This window comes from Microbacterium sp. SORGH_AS_0888 (genome assembly GCF_030818905.1).
In the GTDB taxonomy this organism is placed as follows: domain Bacteria; phylum Actinomycetota; class Actinomycetes; order Actinomycetales; family Microbacteriaceae; genus Microbacterium.
The window spans coordinates 852,110-870,482 of record NZ_JAUTAZ010000001.1 but is presented as its reverse complement, the minus strand read 5'-3'; the positions used below and the strand labels follow the sequence as shown (position 1 = coordinate 870,482).

Genomic DNA, 18,373 nt, shown 5'->3' with positions numbered 1-18,373 from the left:
CGCGGGGCCCCGGTCGGGGAACGGCCGGGGCCCCGCGTCATCCGTCGTGATGTGACGCAAATGCGGGCACATGTCACAGCCAGCGGTTAGGCTCGTCACCACGGGGGAGAAGTCCGTGGGAAGAAAGGGGCGTCATGGCTCGCATCGGTGAGAGCGCAGACCTGTTCAAGTGCTCCTTCTGCGGCAAGAGTCAGAAGCAGGTGCAGCAGCTGATCGCCGGCCCGGGGGTCTACATCTGCGACGAGTGCGTCGAGCTCTGCAACGAGATCATCGAAGAGCGCATGGCCGAGCAGACCGACGGCACGGTCGCCGAGTTCGATCTGCCCAAGCCGCGCGAGATCTTCGCCTTCCTCGAGGAGTACGTCGTCGGCCAGGAGCAGGCGAAGCGCGCCCTCTCGGTCGCCGTGTACAACCACTACAAGCGCGTGCGTGCGCAGTCCACGATCACCTCCGCCGAGCAGCGGGCAGATGAGATCGAGATCGCCAAGAGCAACATCCTCATGCTCGGCCCCACCGGATGCGGTAAGACCTACCTGGCGCAGACGCTCGCCAAGCGGCTCAACGTCCCCTTCGCCGTCGCGGATGCGACCGCGCTGACCGAGGCCGGCTACGTCGGCGAAGACGTCGAGAACATCCTGTTGAAGCTCCTGCAGGCCGCGGACTTCGACACGAAGCGCGCCGAGACCGGCATCATCTACATCGACGAGGTCGACAAGATCGCCCGCAAGGCCGAGAACCCCTCGATCACCCGCGACGTGTCCGGGGAGGGCGTGCAGCAGGCGCTGCTGAAGATCCTCGAGGGCACGGTCGCCTCGGTGCCCCCGCAGGGCGGGCGCAAGCACCCGCATCAGGAGTTCATCCAGATCGACACGACGAATGTGCTCTTCATCGTCGCGGGCGCGTTCGCGGGTCTGGAAGAGATCATCTCCTCGCGCATCGGCAAGCACGGCGTCGGCTTCGGCGCTCCGCTGCAGCGCAAGGACGACGGCCCCGACCTGTTCAGCGAGGTCCTGCCCGAAGACCTGCACAAGTTCGGCCTGATCCCCGAGTTCATCGGCCGGCTCCCCGTGGTCGCGTCGGTCTCGCCGCTGGACCGCGAGGCGCTCATGGAGATTCTCACGGAGCCGAAGAACGCCCTGGTCAAGCAGTATCAGCGCATGTTCGAGCTCGACGGTGTCGAACTCGACTTCGACGACGAGGCGCTCGCGGCCATCGCCGACCTGGCCGTCTCCCGCAAGACCGGTGCGCGCGGACTTCGCGCCATCCTCGAAGACGTGCTGGGGCCGATCATGTTCGAGATCCCCTCCAGCGGCGACGTGGCGAAGGTCATCATCACCCGCGCGGCCGTCGAAGACGGCGCGGAGCCCACGCTCGTGCTCGCTCAGAAGCGCAAGAGCGCCTGAGCGCCTCCGCGCTCACGTCACGCGGCCACGGCGGGCGCGGGCTGCAGTCGACCGTCCCGCAGCCACAGCAGGTCGTGCAGGTGCGGTGCGAGCGACAGATCGTGCGTCACGAGGAGGGTCGCGGTCGCGCGCTCGGCGGTCAGATCCACGAGCAGCCGCATGATCTGCGCGCCGCGCTCCTGATCCAGCGCGCTGGTCGGCTCGTCGACGACCAGGACGCTCGGTTCGTTCATCAGCGCTCGCGCGATGTTGACGCGTTGACGCTGCCCGCCGGAGAGCTGGTGCGGGCGTTTCTCCCGGTGCTCGGCCATTCCGACCGAGGCGAGCAGCTCGTCCGCGCGTCGCTCGGCCGCGGCGCCGCGGAGCGTGCTCGCCCCGCCCAGGTGTCCCATCACGAGGAGCTGTTCGCGCGCCGTGAGCGAGGGCAGCAGGTTCGCCTGCTGGAAGACGATGCCGATCCGCTCCCGGCGCACGGTCGTGCGCTCCGCCGCGGAGAGGTCGGAGACATCCACGTCGTCGATGAGCACGCGCCCGGCGTCGGGCCGGATGAGGGTCGCGGCGACCGCGAGAACGCTCGACTTGCCCGAGCCGGAGGGGCCCGTGAGGCCCGTGACGTTGCCCGCGGCGACGGCGAGTGACACGTCGTCGACCGCGCGGACGCGGCTCGCGCCGTCGGGGAAGGTGAGGGTGACGGACTCGAGGCGGATCATCGGCTGCTCCCGAGAGCGGTGAGGGGGGCGGAGGAGGTCACGGCGCGAAGCGAGAACGCGGCGCCGATCAGGCCCACGGCGATCATGAGGAGTGCGGGCAGCAGTGTCGTCAGTGGGCTGAGGAGGAACGGCAGCGCGCGGGACGCGAGGGCGCCGGCGGTCGTCGTGATTCCGATTCCCACCGCCGTCCCGACCACGAGCACGACCAGCGCCTGGCCGAGCGCGTCCCGCAGGAGCGAGCCGTTCGTCGCCCCGAGGGCCTTGAGGACGGCGACGTCGCCGCGACGTTGCATGGTCCAGACGGTGAAGAAGGCGCCGACCACGAGCGCGGAGATGCCGAAGAGCAGCCCCACGATCAGCAGGAGGGAGCCGATCTCGGAGCGGAACGCCGGCAGGCCCGTGAGCGAGCCCGTGAGGCTCGTGGAGGTCGTCGCGCTGGCGGCGTCCACCGTGCTCCAGTCGGCCGATCCGGAGACGAGGAGGGCGGTCGCATAGGGGCTCGTGGCTCCCGTCGCGGCGGCGATGCGCTGCCACGCAGTCAGCGTGACGTCGACGATCGACGTGTGGCTGTACCAGCTGTCATCTCCGACACGAGCAACCCGGAACGACTGGCCGCCGACGGTGACGGTGTCGCCGGCGGCCGCGTTCAGCGCCCGGGCCGCGCCCGTGGAGAGCACGGCCGCGGCGTCTGAGCCGGGGTCGTCGGCGTCGCCCGCCGCACGTCCGAACACCGCGACCGCGGCGCTCGCGTCCGGCGTCGTCGCCCGCAGCTGGCTGATGCCCAGCGGGGCGACGGCACGGACCCCGGATGCATCCGCCCAGGCGCGTGCCTGCTCCGCCGTGACGGCGGAGTCCGCGAGCGACGGTGACGCACCCGGCGAGGAGGAGGCGACGACCACACGGTCGGCGTGGAGGGAGAGGAGGCCGGAGACGTTCTGCCACGCGAGTCCGCCGGTCAGGCCGCTGAGGAAGCCGACGAGCACCGTGATGAGACCGACGACAGCGGTGATGAGCAGGAACCGGCCACGAGCGAACCGCAGGTCGCGCCAGGCGACGAACATGGGACGACACCTTTCGATGGAGGGGAGGACACCTCAAGACTCGCGGCGGGGCCGTCCTCCGGCATCGGCCGGGCGGTCGCATCCGGTCGGGTCCGCGCGGACGAGTCGGATCTCCACCTTTCGGGTGAGGCACAGCGACGCCGCGACGCCTACTCTGGTGTGGTCATGCGACCGACCCATCCTCCCGTCAGCCCGGTCGTCGTCGGGTTGCAGGTCGGGCTGCAGGCCCTGTTCGCGGGGCTGCTGCTGTTCACGGTCGTCTCTGCGATCGTGAGCCCCTCGGCGGCGACGTGGTGGATCGTGGCGGTGGCGGCCGTCATGGCCGTCATCACATATCTGGCGAGCATCCTCTCGCACGCCGTGACCGAGCAGCGACGTCGGCAGGGCTGGCGCGTGGTCTGGCTCGGCGTCCTCACGGTCGAATGGCTTCTCCTGGTGTGGCTCACACCGTTCGCGGCCTACCTCGTCTTCCCGCTGTTCTTCCTCTACCTCGATCAGCTTCGCGACCCCTGGGGGCCGTTGGCGGTCGGTGTCACGGCCGCCGGCAGCATCGTCGCGCTCGGGGCTCACGGCAGCTAGAGCGTCGGCGGCGTTCTGGGGCCTGCGGTCGGCGCCGTCGTCGCGCTCGTCATCGGGCGGGCGTATGCGGCACTGCGTCGCGACAGCGAACAGCACGAGCGGCTCTATCGCGAGCTCCTGGCCACGCAGGGGCGCCTCGCCGCCGTGGAACGGGAGGCGGGAGTGCTGGCCGAGCGGGAGCGCCTGGGGCGCGACATCCATGACACCGTCGCGCAGAGCCTCTCGAGCATCAGCCTGCTGCTCACAGCCGTCGAGCGGCGGGATCCCGACTCCCCGGCTCTCGCCGAGGTGCGCCTGGCTCGGGAGACAGCCGTGGCGAGCCTCGCGGAGACGCGGTCGCTGATCCGCGAGCTGACCCCGCCGCCACTGGCGGAGCAGGGCATCGCCGCAGCGCTGCGGCGTCTCGCCGCCGGGGCGTGGGCCCGGCCCGGTCTCGTCATCGACGTGCGAGCGGCCGACTCCCCGGGGATCCCCATCTCGCAGCAGACGGCGCTCCTGCGCGTCGCCCAGGGCGCCATGGCGAACGTGCTCGGCCATGCGCACGCGCGCGCCGTCCGCATCGAGCTGGTGGTCAGCCCGAGAGTCGTCGAGCTGAGGATCGACGATGACGGCATCGGGTTCGACCCCGCGGCCCTCGACATCGCCGCTGCGGAGGTCCCGACGAATGGCGCGTTCGGGCTGCGTGCGGCGCGCGAACGCGCCGAGCAGCTGGGCGGAGCGATGGCGGTCGACTCCGCGCCTGGTCGTGGCACGCGGCTGCGTGTCACCCTCCCGAGGGAGGACGCGGCGTGAGCATCCGTGTTCTGCTCGCCGACGATCATCCCGTCGTCCGTGCCGGCCTGCGTGCCGTGCTCGCGACCGAGCCCGACCTCGAGATCGTGGGAGAGGTCTCCACTCCGGATGCGGCGGTCCACGCCGCTGCGGAGCTGAGCCCCGACGTGGTGCTCATGGATCTGCAGTTCGGTGTCGCCGAGACCGGCGCCGACGCGACCCGCCGGATCTGCGCTGCTCCGGGCGCGCCGGCGGTTCTCGTGCTCACCAACTACGACAGCGACGCCGACATCCTCTCCGCCGTCGAGGCGGGCGCGGGAGGGTATCTGCTCAAGGACAGCGCGGCGGACGAGCTGATCGCCGCGGTGCGGGCCGCGGCGGCGGGGGAGAGCGCTCTGGCGCCGACGATCACCTCGCGGCTCCTCGCCCGCATCCGTTCGCCGCGCCCCGCGCTCACCCCGCGCGAGCTCGATGTGCTGGTGCTCGCGGCCGAGGGCCTCGGCAACGCGGCGATCGCCGAGCGTCTCTTCCTCAGCGAGGCGACGGTGAAGTCGCATCTGGCGCACGTGTACGACAAGCTCGGCGTCGCCTCGCGCAGCGCGGCCGTGGCCGCGGCGCGCACCGCGGGCATGCTGCGCTGATCGGGCGCAGCCGATCCCTGCGATCCGTGACTCCGCGGGATCCCGCTCGCGCGACCGGGGTCGTGCGGATCGCGGATCCGACGACGCTTCACGCGTCGAGCCCGCGTCGCGCGAGCAGCGGTGCGATCTCGGCGTCGCGGCCACGGAAGTCGCGGTAGGCCTCGAGCGGGTCCTTGCTCCCGCCCACGCCGAGCAGTCGGCGGCGGAACCGCTCCCCGTTCTCGCGCGTGAGGCCGCCGTTCTCACGGAACCACTCGACCGTGTCGGCGTCGAGCACCTCGCTCCAGATGTACGAGTAGTAGCCCGCGCTGTACCCGCCGGAGAAGACATGAGCGAAGTACGTCGACGAGTAGCGCGGCGGGATCGCCGGGTCGTCGAGGCCGATCTCCCGCAGCGCCGCCGCCTCGAACGCCTCGACATCCGCGGCTCCGGCGGCTCCCGCGTCGAGCGAGTGCCACGCGAGGTCGAGCCAGGAGGCGGCGAGATACTCGCTCGTCGCGAATCCCTGGTTGAACGTCTCGGTCGCGCGCAGCCGCGCCACGACGTCGGCGGGCAGGGGCTCGCCCGTCTCGACGTGCCGGGCGTAGTTGTCCAGCACCTCGGGCCAGAGGATCCACATCTCGTTGACCTGGCTGGGGAACTCGACGAAGTCGCGACGCACCGCCGTCCCGCCGAAGGACGGGTAGGTGACGTGTGCGAACAGCCCGTGCAGCGCGTGCCCGAACTCGTGGAACAGCGTCGTGACCTCGTCCAGGGTGAGGAGCGTGGGCATCCCGGCCGCAGGGCGGGCGACGTTGAGGTTGTTCACGACGACCGGTGCCGTGCCGCGCACCTCCGACTGCACGGCGATCGAGTTCATCCACGCGCCGCCGCGCTTGGTGTCTCGCGTGTACAGGTCCAGCAGGAACAGGCCGAGCGGGGAGCCGTCGGGCTCCAGGACCTCGAAGGCACGCACATCCGGGTGATAGCCGGGGATGTCGAAGCGCTCGGCGAAGGTCAGGCCGTACAACCGTCCGGCCGCGAAGAAGACCCCGTCGCGGAGCACCCGCTCGGCCTCGAACCACGGGCGGAGCGCACTCGTGTCGATGTCGTGTTCCGCTCGGCGTACGTTCTCGGTCAGGTAGGCCCAGTCCGCGCTCTCGACCGCGAACGGCGTGCCCGAGGCGTCGGCCTGCGCCTGGAGCGCCGCCTTCTCCCGCTGCGCGTTGGCCGCCGCCGCCGGCGCGAGCCGGCGAAGCAGCTCCGTCACGGCCGCCGGCGAGCCGGCGGTCTGATCCGCCGTCACGTATGCGGCGTGGCTGTCGTAGCCGAGCAGCGCCGCCCGCTCCGCGCGGAGGCGGACGATCTGCGTCAGCGTCGCACGGTTGTCGTGCTCGCCACCTCGGATGCCGCGACTGCGGGAGGCGGCCATGATGCGCTGGCGGGTCGCCCGCGAGGTGAGCGAGGCGAGCCAGGGATGACCCGTGAACAGCGGCAGGGTGACGAGCCAGACCCCGTCCAGCCCCCGGTCGGCCGCCGCCTGCGCAGCGGCGGAGACCTCGCCGGCACCGAGCCCGTCCAGCTCGCGCTCGTCCTCGATCACGAGCGCCAGCCCGTTCGTGTCGGCCAGCAGATGCTTCTCGAACCGCTGGGTGAGGGTCGACAGCTGCGTGTTGAGCTCGGACAACCGTGCCTGCGCGGCGCCGTCGAGGCCCGCGCCGGCACGCGCCATGCCCGTGTACCGGCGTTCGAGGAGATACCGCTGCTCGGGCGTCAGAGCGAGCTCGTCCCGTTGCGCGTACAGTGCGCCGACACGGCCGAACAGATCGGCGTCGAAGGTGATCGCGTCGCCGTGCGCCGACATCCGCGGCGCGAGAGCCTCGTCGATCTCCTGGATCTCCGGCGTCGCATCGGCGGAGGACACGGTCGAGAAGGTCCGGCTCACCCGGTCGAGCAGCGCGCCGGCCTCCTCGAGGGTGAGGATCGTGTTCTCGAACGTGGGCGTCTCGCCGCTCCGCGCGATCGTGTCGATCTCGGCGCGGTGCTCCGCGAACGCGACCTCGAAGGCGGGCAGGTAGTGCGCGGGCCGGATGGCGTCGTAGCGCGGAACCCCGTAGGGCAGCGTACTGGGGCTCAGCAGGGGGTTCTCGGCATCCGTCACGGAGCCAGCGTAGAGCCTGGAGACGCGCCCCGCCGCGGCGGCGATCCCCCGTCGCGCCCACCACGTGAGGGCGAGACCGAGCAGCAGGACCGGGATGAGCTCGGGCGCGAGAGCTGCGCCGGCGAGAACGACCTCGAGGGTCTCGAACCCGACGAGGGATCCGGCGGCGACCCAGGCGAGGGCGTGCAGCCGCCAGAGATGCCAGCGTCAGCGGTTCACGCGACGGCGCAGCAGGAGAGCGAAGAGGGACAGCAGACGACGCGTCCGGTGTGCGGACATGGGGGCTCCGGATCGAGCGGGCGGCGGATGCGGCGCGCTCGGGGAGGCCGCGGGTCAGGGGAGGGCGAGGAGCGCGCGCGACGCCCGCCCCGGGGCGCGCGCGGTGACGGCGCCGCGCAGGGGCGGTGCCGGGGGAGGACACGGCTCATGCGAGGCGCGGAGCGGCCGTGTCGCCGGAGCGGAGAGGGGAGGGATGCGGAGGGCCGTGGGACGGATCAGGAGCGGCGCCGTGACTGCCGCGAGCAGCAGAGACGACGCGAAGAGGACGACGGGCAGCGCGTGACCGGCCAGCCACAGGGCGCTCGCCGCCTCGATGAGAGGCGCCGAGATCAGCCCGTCGATCCGCGTGAGCATCGGCTCAGGCGAACTCGTCGTCGGGGTCATGGCGGACGACCGCCTCGCCGTCGGCGTCGAGCGACACGATGACGCCCGTGTCGAGCTCGGCGACCGGGCGGCCCTCGAGCCAGGTGAGCGTCCACCGCGGCGTCGGCTGATCCGACCACTGCGACTCCGTGATGGCGGCCTCGACGGCGGCGATCTGCTCCCGCAGCGCGGCGGGCACGGCCTTGGGCGGCTCGGTGCGGGCGGTCCAGCGGGTTCCGAGCTGCATGTCAGTCCTCCTGCGGGGCGAGCTCGACGTCGACGACGGCGAGGGCCTCGGCTTCCGTGATGGTGAGCTCATCGATGCGGCCCACGGCCTTCAGATCCCCCTCCGCCACGCGGAGCGCCGCCGCCGCCGGGCCGGCGAGCACGAGCCGTGCGACGGGAGTCTTCTGGGAGACCTTCGCCTCGGTCTTCGCGCGGCGGATGAGGATGAGGGCCTCCCCGACCGCGGTCAGCACCGCCGGGTCGCCCTCGATGCCGAGCGGTTCCGGCCACGCCGCGGTGTGCACCGAGTCGTCGTGGAACCAGGACCAGGCCTCCTCCGCGGCGAAGGCGAGCACCGGGGCGAGCAGCCGCAGCAGCGTCTCGAGCGCCATGCGCAGCGCCAGGGCGGCCGAGGCCTGACCCACGTCGGCCTGGTCGTAGGCGCGCTCCTTGACGAGCTCGAGGTAGTCGTCGCAGAAGGTCCAGAAGAACGACTCGGTGAGCTCGAGTGCGCGGGCGTGGTCGTACTGCTCGAACGCGCGCGTCGCATCCCGTACGACCGAGTCGAGGGTCGCGAGCATCGACGCGTCCAGCGCGTGCGTGATGCGCGCGTCCTCGGGCACCGGGAAGGACAGCACGAACTTCGCCGCGTTCAGGAGCTTGATCGCCAGACGGCGGCCGATCTTGATCTGCGTCGGGTTCTGCGGATCGAAGGCGGCGTCGGTGCCCAGACGGCTGGAGGCCGCCCAGTAGCGCACCGCGTCCGAGCCGTGCTGGTCCAGGATCGCGGCCGGTGTGACCACGTTGCCCTTGGACTTCGACATCTTCTTGCGGTCGGGGTCGACGATGAAGCCGCTGATGGCGGCGTTCGACCACGGCGAGCGGTCGTCCTCGAGGGCACTGCGGAGCATGGTCGAGAACAGCCAGGTGCGGATGATGTCCTGCCCCTGCGGACGCAGGTCGAACGGCGCGACGAGCTTCCAGAGCTCGTCGTCGCGCTGCCAGCCGCCGGCGAGCTGCGGTGTCAGCGAGGAGGTCGCCCACGTGTCGAAGATGTCGCGCTCGGCGTCGAAGCCGCCGGGGACACCGCGCTGCGACTCGTCGTAGCCCGGTGGGACGTCGCTCGTCGGGTCGACGGGGAGGGCGGCCAGGTCCGGCGTCAGCACGCGGTCGTAGTCACGTTCGCCGTTCTCGTCGAGGGCGTACCAGATCGGGATGGGGACCCCGAAGAACCGCTGGCGGCTCACGAGCCAGTCGCCCGTCAGCCCGTTGGTCCAGTTCTCGTACCGGACGCGCATGAAATCGGGGTGCCAGTCGAGCTCCCGGCCGAGGGCGATGAGCTTGTCGCGCAGCTCTCCGTCGCGCGCGCCGTTGCGCAGGTACCACTGGCGCGTCGAGACGATCTCCAGCGGCCGGTCGCCCTTCTCGAAGAACTTGACCGGGTGGGTGAAGGGCTTCGAGACCTCGATCAGCTCGCCGGACTCGGAGAGCAGCTCGACGATGCGCTTCTTGGCGCTGAAGACCGTCTTGCCCGCGAGCTCGGCGTAGGCGGCGATGGCGGCATCCGTGGTCATGACCTCGGGCGGCTCGGGCAGCACCCGGCCGTCATGGCCGATGACCGTGCGGTTGGGAAGGTCGAGCTCGCGCCACCAGATGATGTCGGTCACGTCGCCGAAGGTACAGATCATCGCGATGCCCGAGCCCTTGTCGGGCTGGGCCAGCGGATGCGGCTTGATCGGCACCTCGACGCCGAACAGCGGTGTCGTCACGGTCGTGCCGAACAGCGGCCGGTACCGCTCGTCGTCGGGATGCGCGACGAGCGCGACGCACGCGGGCAGCAGCTCGGGACGCGTCGTCTCGATCAGCACGTCACCGCCGCCGTCCGTGCGGTGGAACGCGAGGCGGTGATAGGACGCCTGCTGCTCGCGGTCCTCGAGCTCGGCCTGTGCGATCGCCGAGCGGAAGTCGACATCCCAGAGTGTCGGGGCCAGCGACTGGTAGGCCTCGCCGCGCTCCAGGTTGCGCAGGAACGCCAGCTGGCTCGTGCGGATCGTGTCATCGGAGATCGTGCGATAGGTCTGGGTCCAGTCGACGCTCAGCCCGAGCTTGCGGAAGAGGTCCTCGAACTGCTTCTCGTCCTCGACCGTGAGGCGCTCGCACAGCTCGATGAAGTTGCGGCGGCTGATCGGGATCTGGTCGGCCGCCCGGCTCGACTTGTTGTCGCCGCCCTCGAACGGGGGAGTGAAGTCCGGGTCGTAGGGCAGGCTCGGGTCGCAGCGCACGCCGTAGTAGTTCTGCACGCGACGCTCGGTCGGCAGGCCGTTGTCGTCCCAGCCCATCGGGTAGAACACGGTCTTGCCGCGCATCCGCTCGAATCGGGCCTTCAGATCGGTGTGCGTGAAGCTGAACACGTGACCGATGTGGAGGCTGCCGGACGCGGTCGGGGGCGGAGTGTCGATGGAGTACACGCTCTCGCGGCCGGTCGCGGCGGCACGGTCGAACAGATACGTGCCCCGTTCCGCCCACGCGGCGTCCCATTTGGCTTCGAGGCCTTCGAGGGCGGGCTTGTCGGGAACGGCCATGGGGACTCCTCGAATATGTGCGGCACCGTGTGTGCGTGCCTGAGTGTGGGACTGCGCGACAGTCTACCCGGGGAGCCGCGCGGGATCCGGGCGCGCGCCGTCCGCGATCGGCACGACCTCGGTCGATCGCGCGGATGCGCGGTGAGGATGCGCGGATCGCCGCCGTGTCAGGACCGGCGCAGGTCCTCGCGACCGACGGCGAAGCCGAGGTGCGGCATGTCCACGCCGCGGTAGTGCGTGACGAACCTCCGCCGCGCGGTCATCCCGAGCCGGATCGCCACGTTCATCGAGGCCAGGTTCGTGTCACGGATCTTGGCCCACACCCGGTCGGCGTCGAGCTCGGCGAACGCCCAGTCGCGGGCCGCCGCGGCGGCCTCGGTCGCGAGGCCCCGGCCCCAGACATCCCGCCGGAAGAGATAGCCGACCTCGAGCACCTCGTCGCCCTCGATCTTCTGCCGGGTGATGCCGCACTGCCCGACCATCTCGCCCTCGAGGCGGGCCGCCCACAGCCCGAAGCCATCCGACGCGTAGCGTGCGCGCATCCGTTCGAGCCAGGCGCGCGTCTCCTCCTCGTCGAACGCGCCCTCGTAGGCGGTCATGGTGACCAGATCCTGCAGGATGCGGCGGAGCGAGGGAAGATCGGCCTCGCTCATCTCGTCGAGCGTCAGGCGGGGCGTGCGCAGGATCATCCGTCCATCCTGCCGCCACGCAGTCTCCGCGCCCCGCGTGACCTCAGCGGGCTTCGGAGAACGTGACCGAGGTCGCACGCGTCGCCTCGGTCGCGTGCGTCGAGAGTCGCCCGGCCGCGAGGGCGGACACGAGCGTCAGGGCCGAGAGCGCCGCCAGCACGATGCCGGGGTGCCACCAGGCCTGCGCGGTCGCGGCGCCCAGCGCGGAGGTCACCAGCGGCACGAAGCCGCTGACCGTCGCGGCGATCGCGTAGGCGAACGAGAGCGCCGAGTAGCGGAAACGGTCGGGGAACAGATCCGCCATGAGGCCGCCGAGCGCCGCCCACGACATGGTCGGCAGGATGCCGCCGATCACCATCATCGCGACGAGCACGCCGAAGTCGGCGGACTGCAGCAGCGCGTACATCGGGAACGCGATCACGAGCGTGCCGAGCGCCCCCCAGGCGACCACCTTCGCGGAGCCGATCCGGCTCGCCCAGGCGCCGAACAGCGGGATCGTCACGAGCTGCAGCAGCGCGCCGATCGTCGCGGCGGTGAGCAGGTTCATGTAGCTGAAGCCGAGGACCGCCGACCCGTAGTTCATCGTGTAGGTGTTCATGAGCGAGTACGAGCCGATGCCGAGCAGCGCCGACCCCACCGCGATCACGAGCGCGAGCGGGCGCTCGCGGAACATCGTCAGCACCGGAACGCGTTCGCGCCGATGCTCGGCCACGAGCCCGGTGAACACCGGGGTCTCGGTGATCGACCACCGCAGGTACAGCGACACGAGCAGGAGCGGCAGTGCGAGCAGGAACGGGATGCGCCATCCCCACGCCGCGAGCTGGTCCGAGGGGAGCGCGACCACGAGCACGATGAACACGGCTGCCGAGAGGATCGACCCGACGGGGGAGCCCAGCTGCGGGATCGCCGCCGAGAAGGCGCGCTTGACGGGTGAGGAGTGCTCGGTCGCGAGCAGGATCGAGCCGCCCCATTCGCCGCCGAGCGAGATGCCCTGCGCGATCCGCAACAGCACGAGCAGGACCGCTCCGACCCAGCCGGCCTGGTCGTAGCTCGGAAGCACGCCGATGAGTCCGGTCGCGACCCCCATGATCGCCACGGTCCACAGCAGCGTCGCCCGGCGGCCGAGCCGGTCGCCCATCCACCCGAACACGATCGCGCCGATCGGCCGCACGACGAAGGCGACGGCGATCGTCGTGAACGAGGCGAGCGTCGCGCCCGTCGCGCCGAGCGGCTCGAAGAACAGCGGTCCGACGAAGAACGCCGAGAAATAGGCGAAGACGTAGAAGTCGAACGACTCGAGCGAGGTGCCCACCATCGAGGCCCAGGCGACGCGGTGGGCGGGAGAGGGCGCTGTGGTGTGCGCTGCAGGCGCTGCGGTGGTCACAGGCATCCATCTTGGCACGAGTCCAGAAACCGCGGGCTGTCCGGCTCCGCACCTGCGTGACACCACCCGAGAGGCCCGAGGCGGGTAGAATCGGCGCACCAGCGTTGATCCGGCCATCACCGGGGAGCTCTCGGAAGAACGGCGCAGCCCAGTAGAACCGAGCGGGTCAGGCCCGTCACAGCCGCAGTGAGAGGGGCCGGAGCGATCCGGCACGCAGGGTGGTACCGCGGTCCGTGAGGGTCGTCCCGGCATGGAGTTCCGACGACCCCTGTGAGCACACGATGACCTACCCTCGCCCCTCCGCCTTCGGGCCGGCAGCCGACCCGACGCCGAGCCCGCGCTTCCCAGCCATCGAGGAGGACGTCCTCGACTTCTGGCGCCGGGACGACACGTTCCGCGCCTCGATCGCCCAGCGCGAGGGCTCCCCCGAGTGGGTGTTCTACGACGGCCCTCCGTTCGCGAACGGGCTGCCGCACTACGGCCATCTGCTGACCGGCTACGCGAAGGACGTCTTCCCGCGGTTCCAGACCATGCGCGGCAAGAAGGTCGACCGCGTCTTCGGCTGGGACACGCATGGTCTCCCGGCGGAGCTCGAGGCCATGAAGCAGCTCGGCATCACCGAGAAGAGCGAGATCGAGCGCATGGGCATCGCCGCGTTCAACGCGAAGGCCCGCGAGTCCGTGCTCGTCTACACGCGCGAGTGGGAGGACTACGTCACTCGTCAGGCGCGCTGGGTCGACTTCGAACGCGGCTACAAGACGCTCGACCTCGGCTACATGGAGTCGGTGCTCTGGGCCTTCAAGACCCTGTACGACAAGGGTCTCGCGTACGAGGGCTACCGTGTGCTGCCGTACTGCTGGCGCGACGAGACGCCGCTGTCCAACCACGAGCTGCGCATGGACGACGACGTCTACAAGATGCGCCAGGACCCCTCGGTCACCGTGACGTTCCCGCTCGTCGGCGCCAAGGCCGAGGCTCTCGGCCTCACGGGCGTGCGGGCGCTGGCCTGGACCACGACCCCGTGGACGCTGCCGACCAACCTCGCGCTCGCCGTCGGACCCGACATCCGCTACGTCGTGCTGCCGGCCGGCCCCGCCGGCGCCGCGGACGTGCCCGCCGGCGACGACGTCGAGAGCGCGGCCGCCCACCGCTACCTGCTGGCCGCCGATCTGCTGGCCGGTCACGCCAAGGACCTGGGCTACGCCTCGGCGGAGGATGCGGCCGCGGCCGTCGAGCGCGAGATCCCCGGCGCTGAGCTCGCGGGCGTCTCCTACGACCGTCTCTTCGACTACTACGCGGACGCCGACACCTGGGGTACGCAGGACGCCTGGCGGATCCTCGTCGACGACTACGTCACGACGACCGACGGCACGGGCATCGTGCACCAGGCGCCGGCCTACGGTGAGGACGACAAGCGCGTCGCGGATGCCGCCGGCATCCCCACGATCGTCAGCCTCGACGACGGCGGGCGCTTCCTGCCGCAGGTCACGGATGTCGCGGGCGAGCTGTGGATGGACGCGAACCGTCCGCTCATCCGACTGCTCAAGGCCGAGGGCCGGCTCCTGCGCGAGGCGAGCTACGAGCACTCGTACCCGCACTGCTGGCGGTGCCGGAACCCCCTGATCTACAAGGCCGTGTCGAGCTGGTTCGTGCGGGTGACCGAGTTCAAGGACCGCATGTCCGAGCTGAACGAGCAGATCACCTGGGCGCCCGAGAACGTCAAGCACGGGCAGTTCGGCAAGTGGGTGGAGGGCGCACGCGACTGGTCTGTCAGCCGCAACCGGTACTGGGGGTCGCCGATCCCGGTGTGGAAGAGCGACGACGCGTCCTACCCGCGCGTCGACGTCTACGGCTCGCTCGAGGACCTCGAGCGGGACTTCGGCCGCCTGCCGCGCGATCCCGAGGGAAATGTCGATCTGCATCGCCCCTACATCGACGGCCTCACCCGTCCGAACCCGGACGACCCCACGGGTCGGAGCACGATGCGTCGCATCGAGGACGTGTTCGACGTGTGGTTCGACTCCGGATCGATGCCCTACGCGCAGGTGCACTATCCGTTCGAGAACCGCGAGTGGTTCGACGAGCACTCGCCGGCCGACTTCATCGTCGAGTACATCGGACAGACGCGCGGCTGGTTCTACGTCATGCACGCGCTCTCGACCGCGCTGTTCGACCGTCCGGCGTTCACGGGCGTCTCCTGCCACGGCATCGTCCTCGGCTCGGACGGCCAGAAGATGTCGAAGTCGCTGCGCAACTATCCCGACGTCAGCGAGGTGTTCGAACGCGACGGCTCGGACGCCATGCGCTGGTTCCTCATGTCGAGCTCCGTGCTGCGCGGCGGCAACCTCGTCGTCACGGAGGAGGGGATCCGCGCGGGCGTGCGCGAGTTCCTGCTGCCGCTGTGGAACGCCTGGTACTTCTTCGTCACCTATGCGAACGCCGCGCAGCCCGGCGGCTACGAGGCGCGGTGGCGCACCGACTCCGAGGACGTCCTCGACCGGTACGTCCTGGCGCTCCTGGGCGACCTGGTGAGGGATGTCGCCGCCGACCTCGACGCGCTCGACTCCACGACCGCCGCCTCGCGCCTGCGTGATTTCGCCGAGGTGCTGACGAACTGGTACATCCGGCGCTCACGCGACCGGTTCTGGGTCGGCATCACGGACGACGCGCGCTCGGCGGAGGCGTTCGACACCCTCTACACCGTGCTCGAGACCCTCACCCGGGTCGCAGCGCCCCTCATCCCGCTCGTCGCCGAACGGGTCTGGCAGGGGCTGACGGGCGGTCGCAGCGTGCATCTGGCCGACTGGCCCGACGACGCCGCTTTCCCGGATGCGGCCGACATCCGCTCCGCCATGGACGCGGTGCGCGAGGTGTCCTCGGTCGCGAACGCCCTGCGCAAGAAGGAGGGACGCCGCGTGCGGCTGCCGCTGCCGCTGCTGACGGTCGTCGTGCCCGATGCCGAAGCGCTCGCGCAGTTCGACGACATCCTGCGCGACGAGCTGAACGTGAAGTCCGTTGAGCTCGTCGAGCTGCGCGAGCAGACCGCCGGGGAGTACGGCATCACACACCGTCTGACGGTCAACGCCCGTGCGGCCGGTCCCCGGCTGGGCAAGCAGGTGCAGCAGGTCATCGGCGCCGCGCGCAACGGCGACTGGAGCGAGAGCGACGGGATCGTGACGGCCGGCGGCGTCGTCCTGGAGCCGGGCGAGTACGACCTCGTGCTCGAGACGGCCGGACGCCCGGAGGGGGAGGCGCTCGCCGTGCTCTCGGGTGGCGGGTTCGTGCTGCTGGACACGACGACGACGCCGGAGCTGGAGGCCGAGGGCCTGGCGCGTGACGTCGTCCGCGCGATCCAGGACACCCGCAAGGCCGCCGGTTTCGAGGTGAGCGACCGCATCGCGCTGCGCCTGGAGTTCACCGACGCGGACGATCGGGCGGCGATCGAGTCCGCCTTCGAACGGGTCGGCGCGGCGGAGGACACCCTCGCGGTCCGCTATGTCGTGACGGGCGCCGGCCGGGAGGCGATCGCCGGAGAGAGCGCGATCGAGGCCGCGGGCCTCTCGACCGCACGCGTTCCGAGCACGGAGGCGGACGTCGCGATCGAGCACTCCGGGGAGTTCGCCGCCGGCGCCTTCGCCAACCGCGGAGCGTTCACGGTCGGTGTGACACGGGTGGGAGCCCCCCGATGAGCGGCATCCCCCTCATCCATGTCCCAGTTCGGACCGCTGCGGATGCCCGCAAGCGGCCCGAACTGGGACATGCACCGGTCGAAAGTGGGACATGGAAGGGTGAGGAACGATGAGCGAGACGGGTGATCGACGCCGCGCGGATGCGGTGTACAGCGCGCTCCTGCGACGCCAGGGCGAGCAGTGGGTCCAGCCCCGGGTGGAGCGGACGCGGCGCGTGCTCGAGCTGCTCGACGATCCGCAGCGCACGTATCGCGTCGTGCACGTGACGGGCACGAACGGCAAGACCTCCACGAGCCGCATGATCGAGAGCCTGCTGCGCGCCGCCGGGCTGCGCACGGGACTGTTCACGAGCCCGCACCTCGTCCGGTTCACCGAGCGCATCATGATCGACGGCGATCCGATCCAGGATGCGGCGGTCGCCGACGCCTGGGACGAGATCGCGCCGTTCGTCGATCTCGTCGACGCCGAGCTCGCCGCCGCGGGCGACGCGGCGCTCACGTTCTTCGAGCTGCTCACGGTGCTCGCCTTCGTCGCGTTCTCCGACGCCCCGGTGGATGTCGCGGTGGTCGAGGTGGGCATGGGCGGTGCGTGGGACTCGACGAACACGGCCGACGGGGATGTGGCCGTCATCGCACCCGTGGGGCTCGACCACGCCGATCGGCTGGGCGAGACGATCGGGGAGATCGCAACCGTCAAGGCGGGCATCATCAAGCCCGGCGCCGCCGTGGTCTCGGCCGCGCAGGAGCCGGCGGCGGCCGACGCGATCGCGCGGGCGGCACGAGCCGCGGAGGCGTCCGTCGCCGTCGAGGGGGGCGCGTTCGGTCTCGCGCAGCAGCGACTCGCCGTCGGCGGGCAGCTCCTCGACATCCGCGGGCTCGGCGGCACCTACGAGGAGGTGTACCTGCCGCTGTACGGCGCGCATCAGGGCCGCAACGCGGCGCTCGCCCTCGCCGCCGTCGAGTCGCTCATCGGGCGGCCCGGTCAGACGCTCGCGGCGGACGTCGTGGGCGAGGGCTTCGCGCAGGTGACCTCTCCCGGCCGGCTGCAGCTCATCGGCACCAACCCGACCGTGCTCGTGGATGCCGCGCACAACCCGCACGGCGTGCACGCGCTCGTCGCGGCGCTGCGCGAGTCGTTCGACTTCGACGAGTGGGGCATCGTGCTCGGAGTGCTCGAGGACAAGGATGCCGCGGGCATCGTGGCCGAGCTCGCCGCCGTCGCGACCCGCGTGTTCGCGACCGCACCCGAATCCGAGCGGGCGCGCGACGCCGACGCGGTCGCGGACCTCGCCGAGGCGCGTGAGCTGACGGTGACGGTGCACCCGGACCTCGCGGATGCGGCGGATGCGGCGCGGGAGTGGGCCGCGGCATCCGATCGCCGTGCCGTCGCGATCGCCGGGTCTGTCGTCCTGGCCGGGCAGGCCATCGCCCTGGCCGAGGACGAGGACTGGAAGAGCGGGTGGGACGGATGAGCCAGCGGCGCGTCCGCGGCGCGCAGGAGTCGCTCGGACAGGTCGTGCTCGTCTTCGAGTCGATCATCGTCTTCCTGGCGGGTCTGGCGGTGTTCGGCCTGAAGGCTCTGCCGGCCGGTGTCGAGCCGTGGTGGGGCGTCGTGGGCGGATCCGTCGTGGCGGTCCTCATGCTCGCCGCCAGCGGCGCGTTGCGCTGGCGCGGGGGAATCGTCCTCGGGTGGGTGCTGCAGGTCGTCCTGCTCGCCGGTTCCGTGCTGGTGCCCGCCATCCTCATCGTCGCGCTCATTTTTGGTGGGATGTGGGCGTATGCGACGATCAAGGGGGCGTCGTTGGATCGACGCAACGCTCGCCTCGCGGCCGAGCCCGCCGACTCGAACGGAGACTGA

15 protein-coding genes are annotated in these 18,373 nt (G+C 71.0%); 7 read left to right on the top strand and 8 right to left on the bottom strand.

Going from position 1 to position 18,373, the window contains the following annotated elements:
• The first annotated feature begins 134 nt into the window (after nt 1–134).
• Nucleotides 135–1,403: an ATP-dependent Clp protease ATP-binding subunit ClpX gene (gene clpX, locus QE381_RS04250; RefSeq protein WP_307215779.1), complete on the top strand. Its 1,269-nt coding sequence runs from the start codon at nt 135–137 to the stop codon at nt 1,401–1,403.
• A gap of 17 nt (nt 1,404–1,420) precedes the next feature.
• Here the strand turns inward: clpX and QE381_RS04245 are convergent, their stop codons facing one another.
• Both QE381_RS04245 and QE381_RS04240 read right to left on the bottom strand, forming a co-directional pair.
• Nucleotides 1,421–2,113: an ABC transporter ATP-binding protein gene (locus tag QE381_RS04245; RefSeq protein ID WP_307215777.1), complete on the bottom strand. Its 693-nt coding sequence runs from the start codon at nt 2,111–2,113 to the stop codon at nt 1,421–1,423.
• Nucleotides 2,110–3,174, bottom strand: coding sequence for an FtsX-like permease family protein (locus tag QE381_RS04240; protein ID WP_307215775.1), 1,065 nt, complete (start codon nt 3,172–3,174; stop codon nt 2,110–2,112). Before QE381_RS04240 ends, QE381_RS04245 begins: the two co-directional genes overlap by 4 nt.
• Nucleotides 3,175–3,339: 165 nt before the next feature.
• Between QE381_RS04240 and QE381_RS04235 the strand changes: the two genes are divergently transcribed.
• The 3 genes from QE381_RS04235 (at nt 3,340) to QE381_RS04225 (ending at nt 5,165) form a co-directional block, all read left to right on the top strand.
• Nucleotides 3,340–3,753: a hypothetical protein gene (locus QE381_RS04235; protein WP_307215773.1), complete on the top strand. Its 414-nt coding sequence runs from the start codon at nt 3,340–3,342 to the stop codon at nt 3,751–3,753.
• 144 nt (nt 3,754–3,897) lie between these two features.
• Nucleotides 3,898–4,545: a sensor histidine kinase gene (locus tag QE381_RS04230; protein WP_307215771.1), complete on the top strand. Its 648-nt coding sequence runs from the start codon at nt 3,898–3,900 to the stop codon at nt 4,543–4,545.
• On the top strand, nt 4,542–5,165 hold the full coding sequence (locus QE381_RS04225; RefSeq protein WP_307215770.1) for a response regulator transcription factor: 624 nt from the start codon (nt 4,542–4,544) through the stop codon (nt 5,163–5,165). The genes QE381_RS04230 and QE381_RS04225 overlap by 4 nt, the downstream gene beginning before the upstream one ends.
• Nucleotides 5,166–5,253: 88 nt before the next feature.
• On the opposite strand, the gene QE381_RS04220 is transcribed toward QE381_RS04225, so the two are convergent.
• From QE381_RS04220 to QE381_RS04195, 6 genes are all read right to left on the bottom strand, one after another.
• Nucleotides 5,254–7,305 carry a M3 family metallopeptidase gene (locus QE381_RS04220; protein ID WP_307215768.1) on the bottom strand — a complete coding sequence of 684 codons (2,052 nt, stop codon included), beginning with the start codon at nt 7,303–7,305 and terminating at the stop codon, nt 5,254–5,256.
• 333 nt (nt 7,306–7,638) lie between these two features.
• On the bottom strand, nt 7,639–7,938 hold the full coding sequence (locus QE381_RS04215; RefSeq protein WP_307215766.1) for a hypothetical protein: 300 nt from the start codon (nt 7,936–7,938) through the stop codon (nt 7,639–7,641).
• Nucleotides 7,939–7,942: 4 nt separating this feature from the next.
• A complete protein-coding gene (locus QE381_RS04210) occupies nt 7,943–8,194 on the bottom strand; it encodes a hypothetical protein (protein WP_307215764.1) in 252 nt (83 codons plus the stop codon).
• A gap of 1 nt (nt 8,195) precedes the next feature.
• On the bottom strand, nt 8,196–10,754 hold the full coding sequence (gene valS, locus QE381_RS04205) for a valine--tRNA ligase (protein ID WP_307215762.1): 2,559 nt from the start codon (nt 10,752–10,754) through the stop codon (nt 8,196–8,198).
• Between the two features lie 167 nt (nt 10,755–10,921).
• Nucleotides 10,922–11,443 carry a GNAT family N-acetyltransferase gene (locus QE381_RS04200; RefSeq protein WP_307215760.1) on the bottom strand — a complete coding sequence of 174 codons (522 nt, stop codon included), beginning with the start codon at nt 11,441–11,443 and terminating at the stop codon, nt 10,922–10,924.
• Between the two features lie 43 nt (nt 11,444–11,486).
• Nucleotides 11,487–12,833, bottom strand: coding sequence for an MFS transporter (locus tag QE381_RS04195; RefSeq protein WP_373426911.1), 1,347 nt, complete (start codon nt 12,831–12,833; stop codon nt 11,487–11,489).
• 275 nt (nt 12,834–13,108) lie between these two features.
• On the opposite strand from QE381_RS04195, the gene ileS reads away from it, so the two are divergent.
• The 3 genes from ileS (at nt 13,109) to QE381_RS04180 (ending at nt 18,373) form a co-directional block, all read left to right on the top strand.
• Entirely contained in the window at nt 13,109–16,516 is a 3,408-nt protein-coding gene (gene ileS, locus QE381_RS04190) for an isoleucine--tRNA ligase (protein ID WP_307215757.1), read from the top strand.
• A 109-nt stretch (nt 16,517–16,625) separates the two neighbouring features.
• Nucleotides 16,626–17,987: a folylpolyglutamate synthase/dihydrofolate synthase family protein gene (locus tag QE381_RS04185; protein WP_307215756.1), complete on the top strand. Its 1,362-nt coding sequence runs from the start codon at nt 16,626–16,628 to the stop codon at nt 17,985–17,987.
• On the top strand, nt 17,984–18,373 hold the full coding sequence (locus tag QE381_RS04180) for a DUF4233 domain-containing protein (RefSeq protein WP_307215754.1): 390 nt from the start codon (nt 17,984–17,986) through the stop codon (nt 18,371–18,373). Before QE381_RS04185 ends, QE381_RS04180 begins: the two co-directional genes overlap by 4 nt.

Coding starts and splice junctions, on each gene's coding strand:
- clpX (WP_307215779.1), top strand. CDS start 135: ATGGCTCGCATCGGTGAGAGCGCAGACCTGTTCAAGTGCTCCTTCTGC.
- QE381_RS04245 (WP_307215777.1), bottom strand. CDS start 2,113: ATGATCCGCCTCGAGTCCGTCACCCTCACCTTCCCCGACGGCGCGAGC.
- QE381_RS04240 (WP_307215775.1), bottom strand. CDS start 3,174: ATGTTCGTCGCCTGGCGCGACCTGCGGTTCGCTCGTGGCCGGTTCCTG.
- QE381_RS04235 (WP_307215773.1), top strand. CDS start 3,340: ATGCGACCGACCCATCCTCCCGTCAGCCCGGTCGTCGTCGGGTTGCAG.
- QE381_RS04215 (WP_307215766.1), bottom strand. CDS start 7,938: ATGCTCACGCGGATCGACGGGCTGATCTCGGCGCCTCTCATCGAGGCG.
- QE381_RS04210 (WP_307215764.1), bottom strand. CDS start 8,194: ATGCAGCTCGGAACCCGCTGGACCGCCCGCACCGAGCCGCCCAAGGCC.
- valS (WP_307215762.1), bottom strand. CDS start 10,754: ATGGCCGTTCCCGACAAGCCCGCCCTCGAAGGCCTCGAAGCCAAATGG.
- QE381_RS04200 (WP_307215760.1), bottom strand. CDS start 11,443: ATGATCCTGCGCACGCCCCGCCTGACGCTCGACGAGATGAGCGAGGCC.
- QE381_RS04195 (WP_373426911.1), bottom strand. CDS start 12,833: ATGCCTGTGACCACCGCAGCGCCTGCAGCGCACACCACAGCGCCCTCT.
- ileS (WP_307215757.1), top strand. CDS start 13,109: ATGACCTACCCTCGCCCCTCCGCCTTCGGGCCGGCAGCCGACCCGACG.
- QE381_RS04185 (WP_307215756.1), top strand. CDS start 16,626: ATGAGCGAGACGGGTGATCGACGCCGCGCGGATGCGGTGTACAGCGCG.
- QE381_RS04180 (WP_307215754.1), top strand. CDS start 17,984: ATGAGCCAGCGGCGCGTCCGCGGCGCGCAGGAGTCGCTCGGACAGGTC.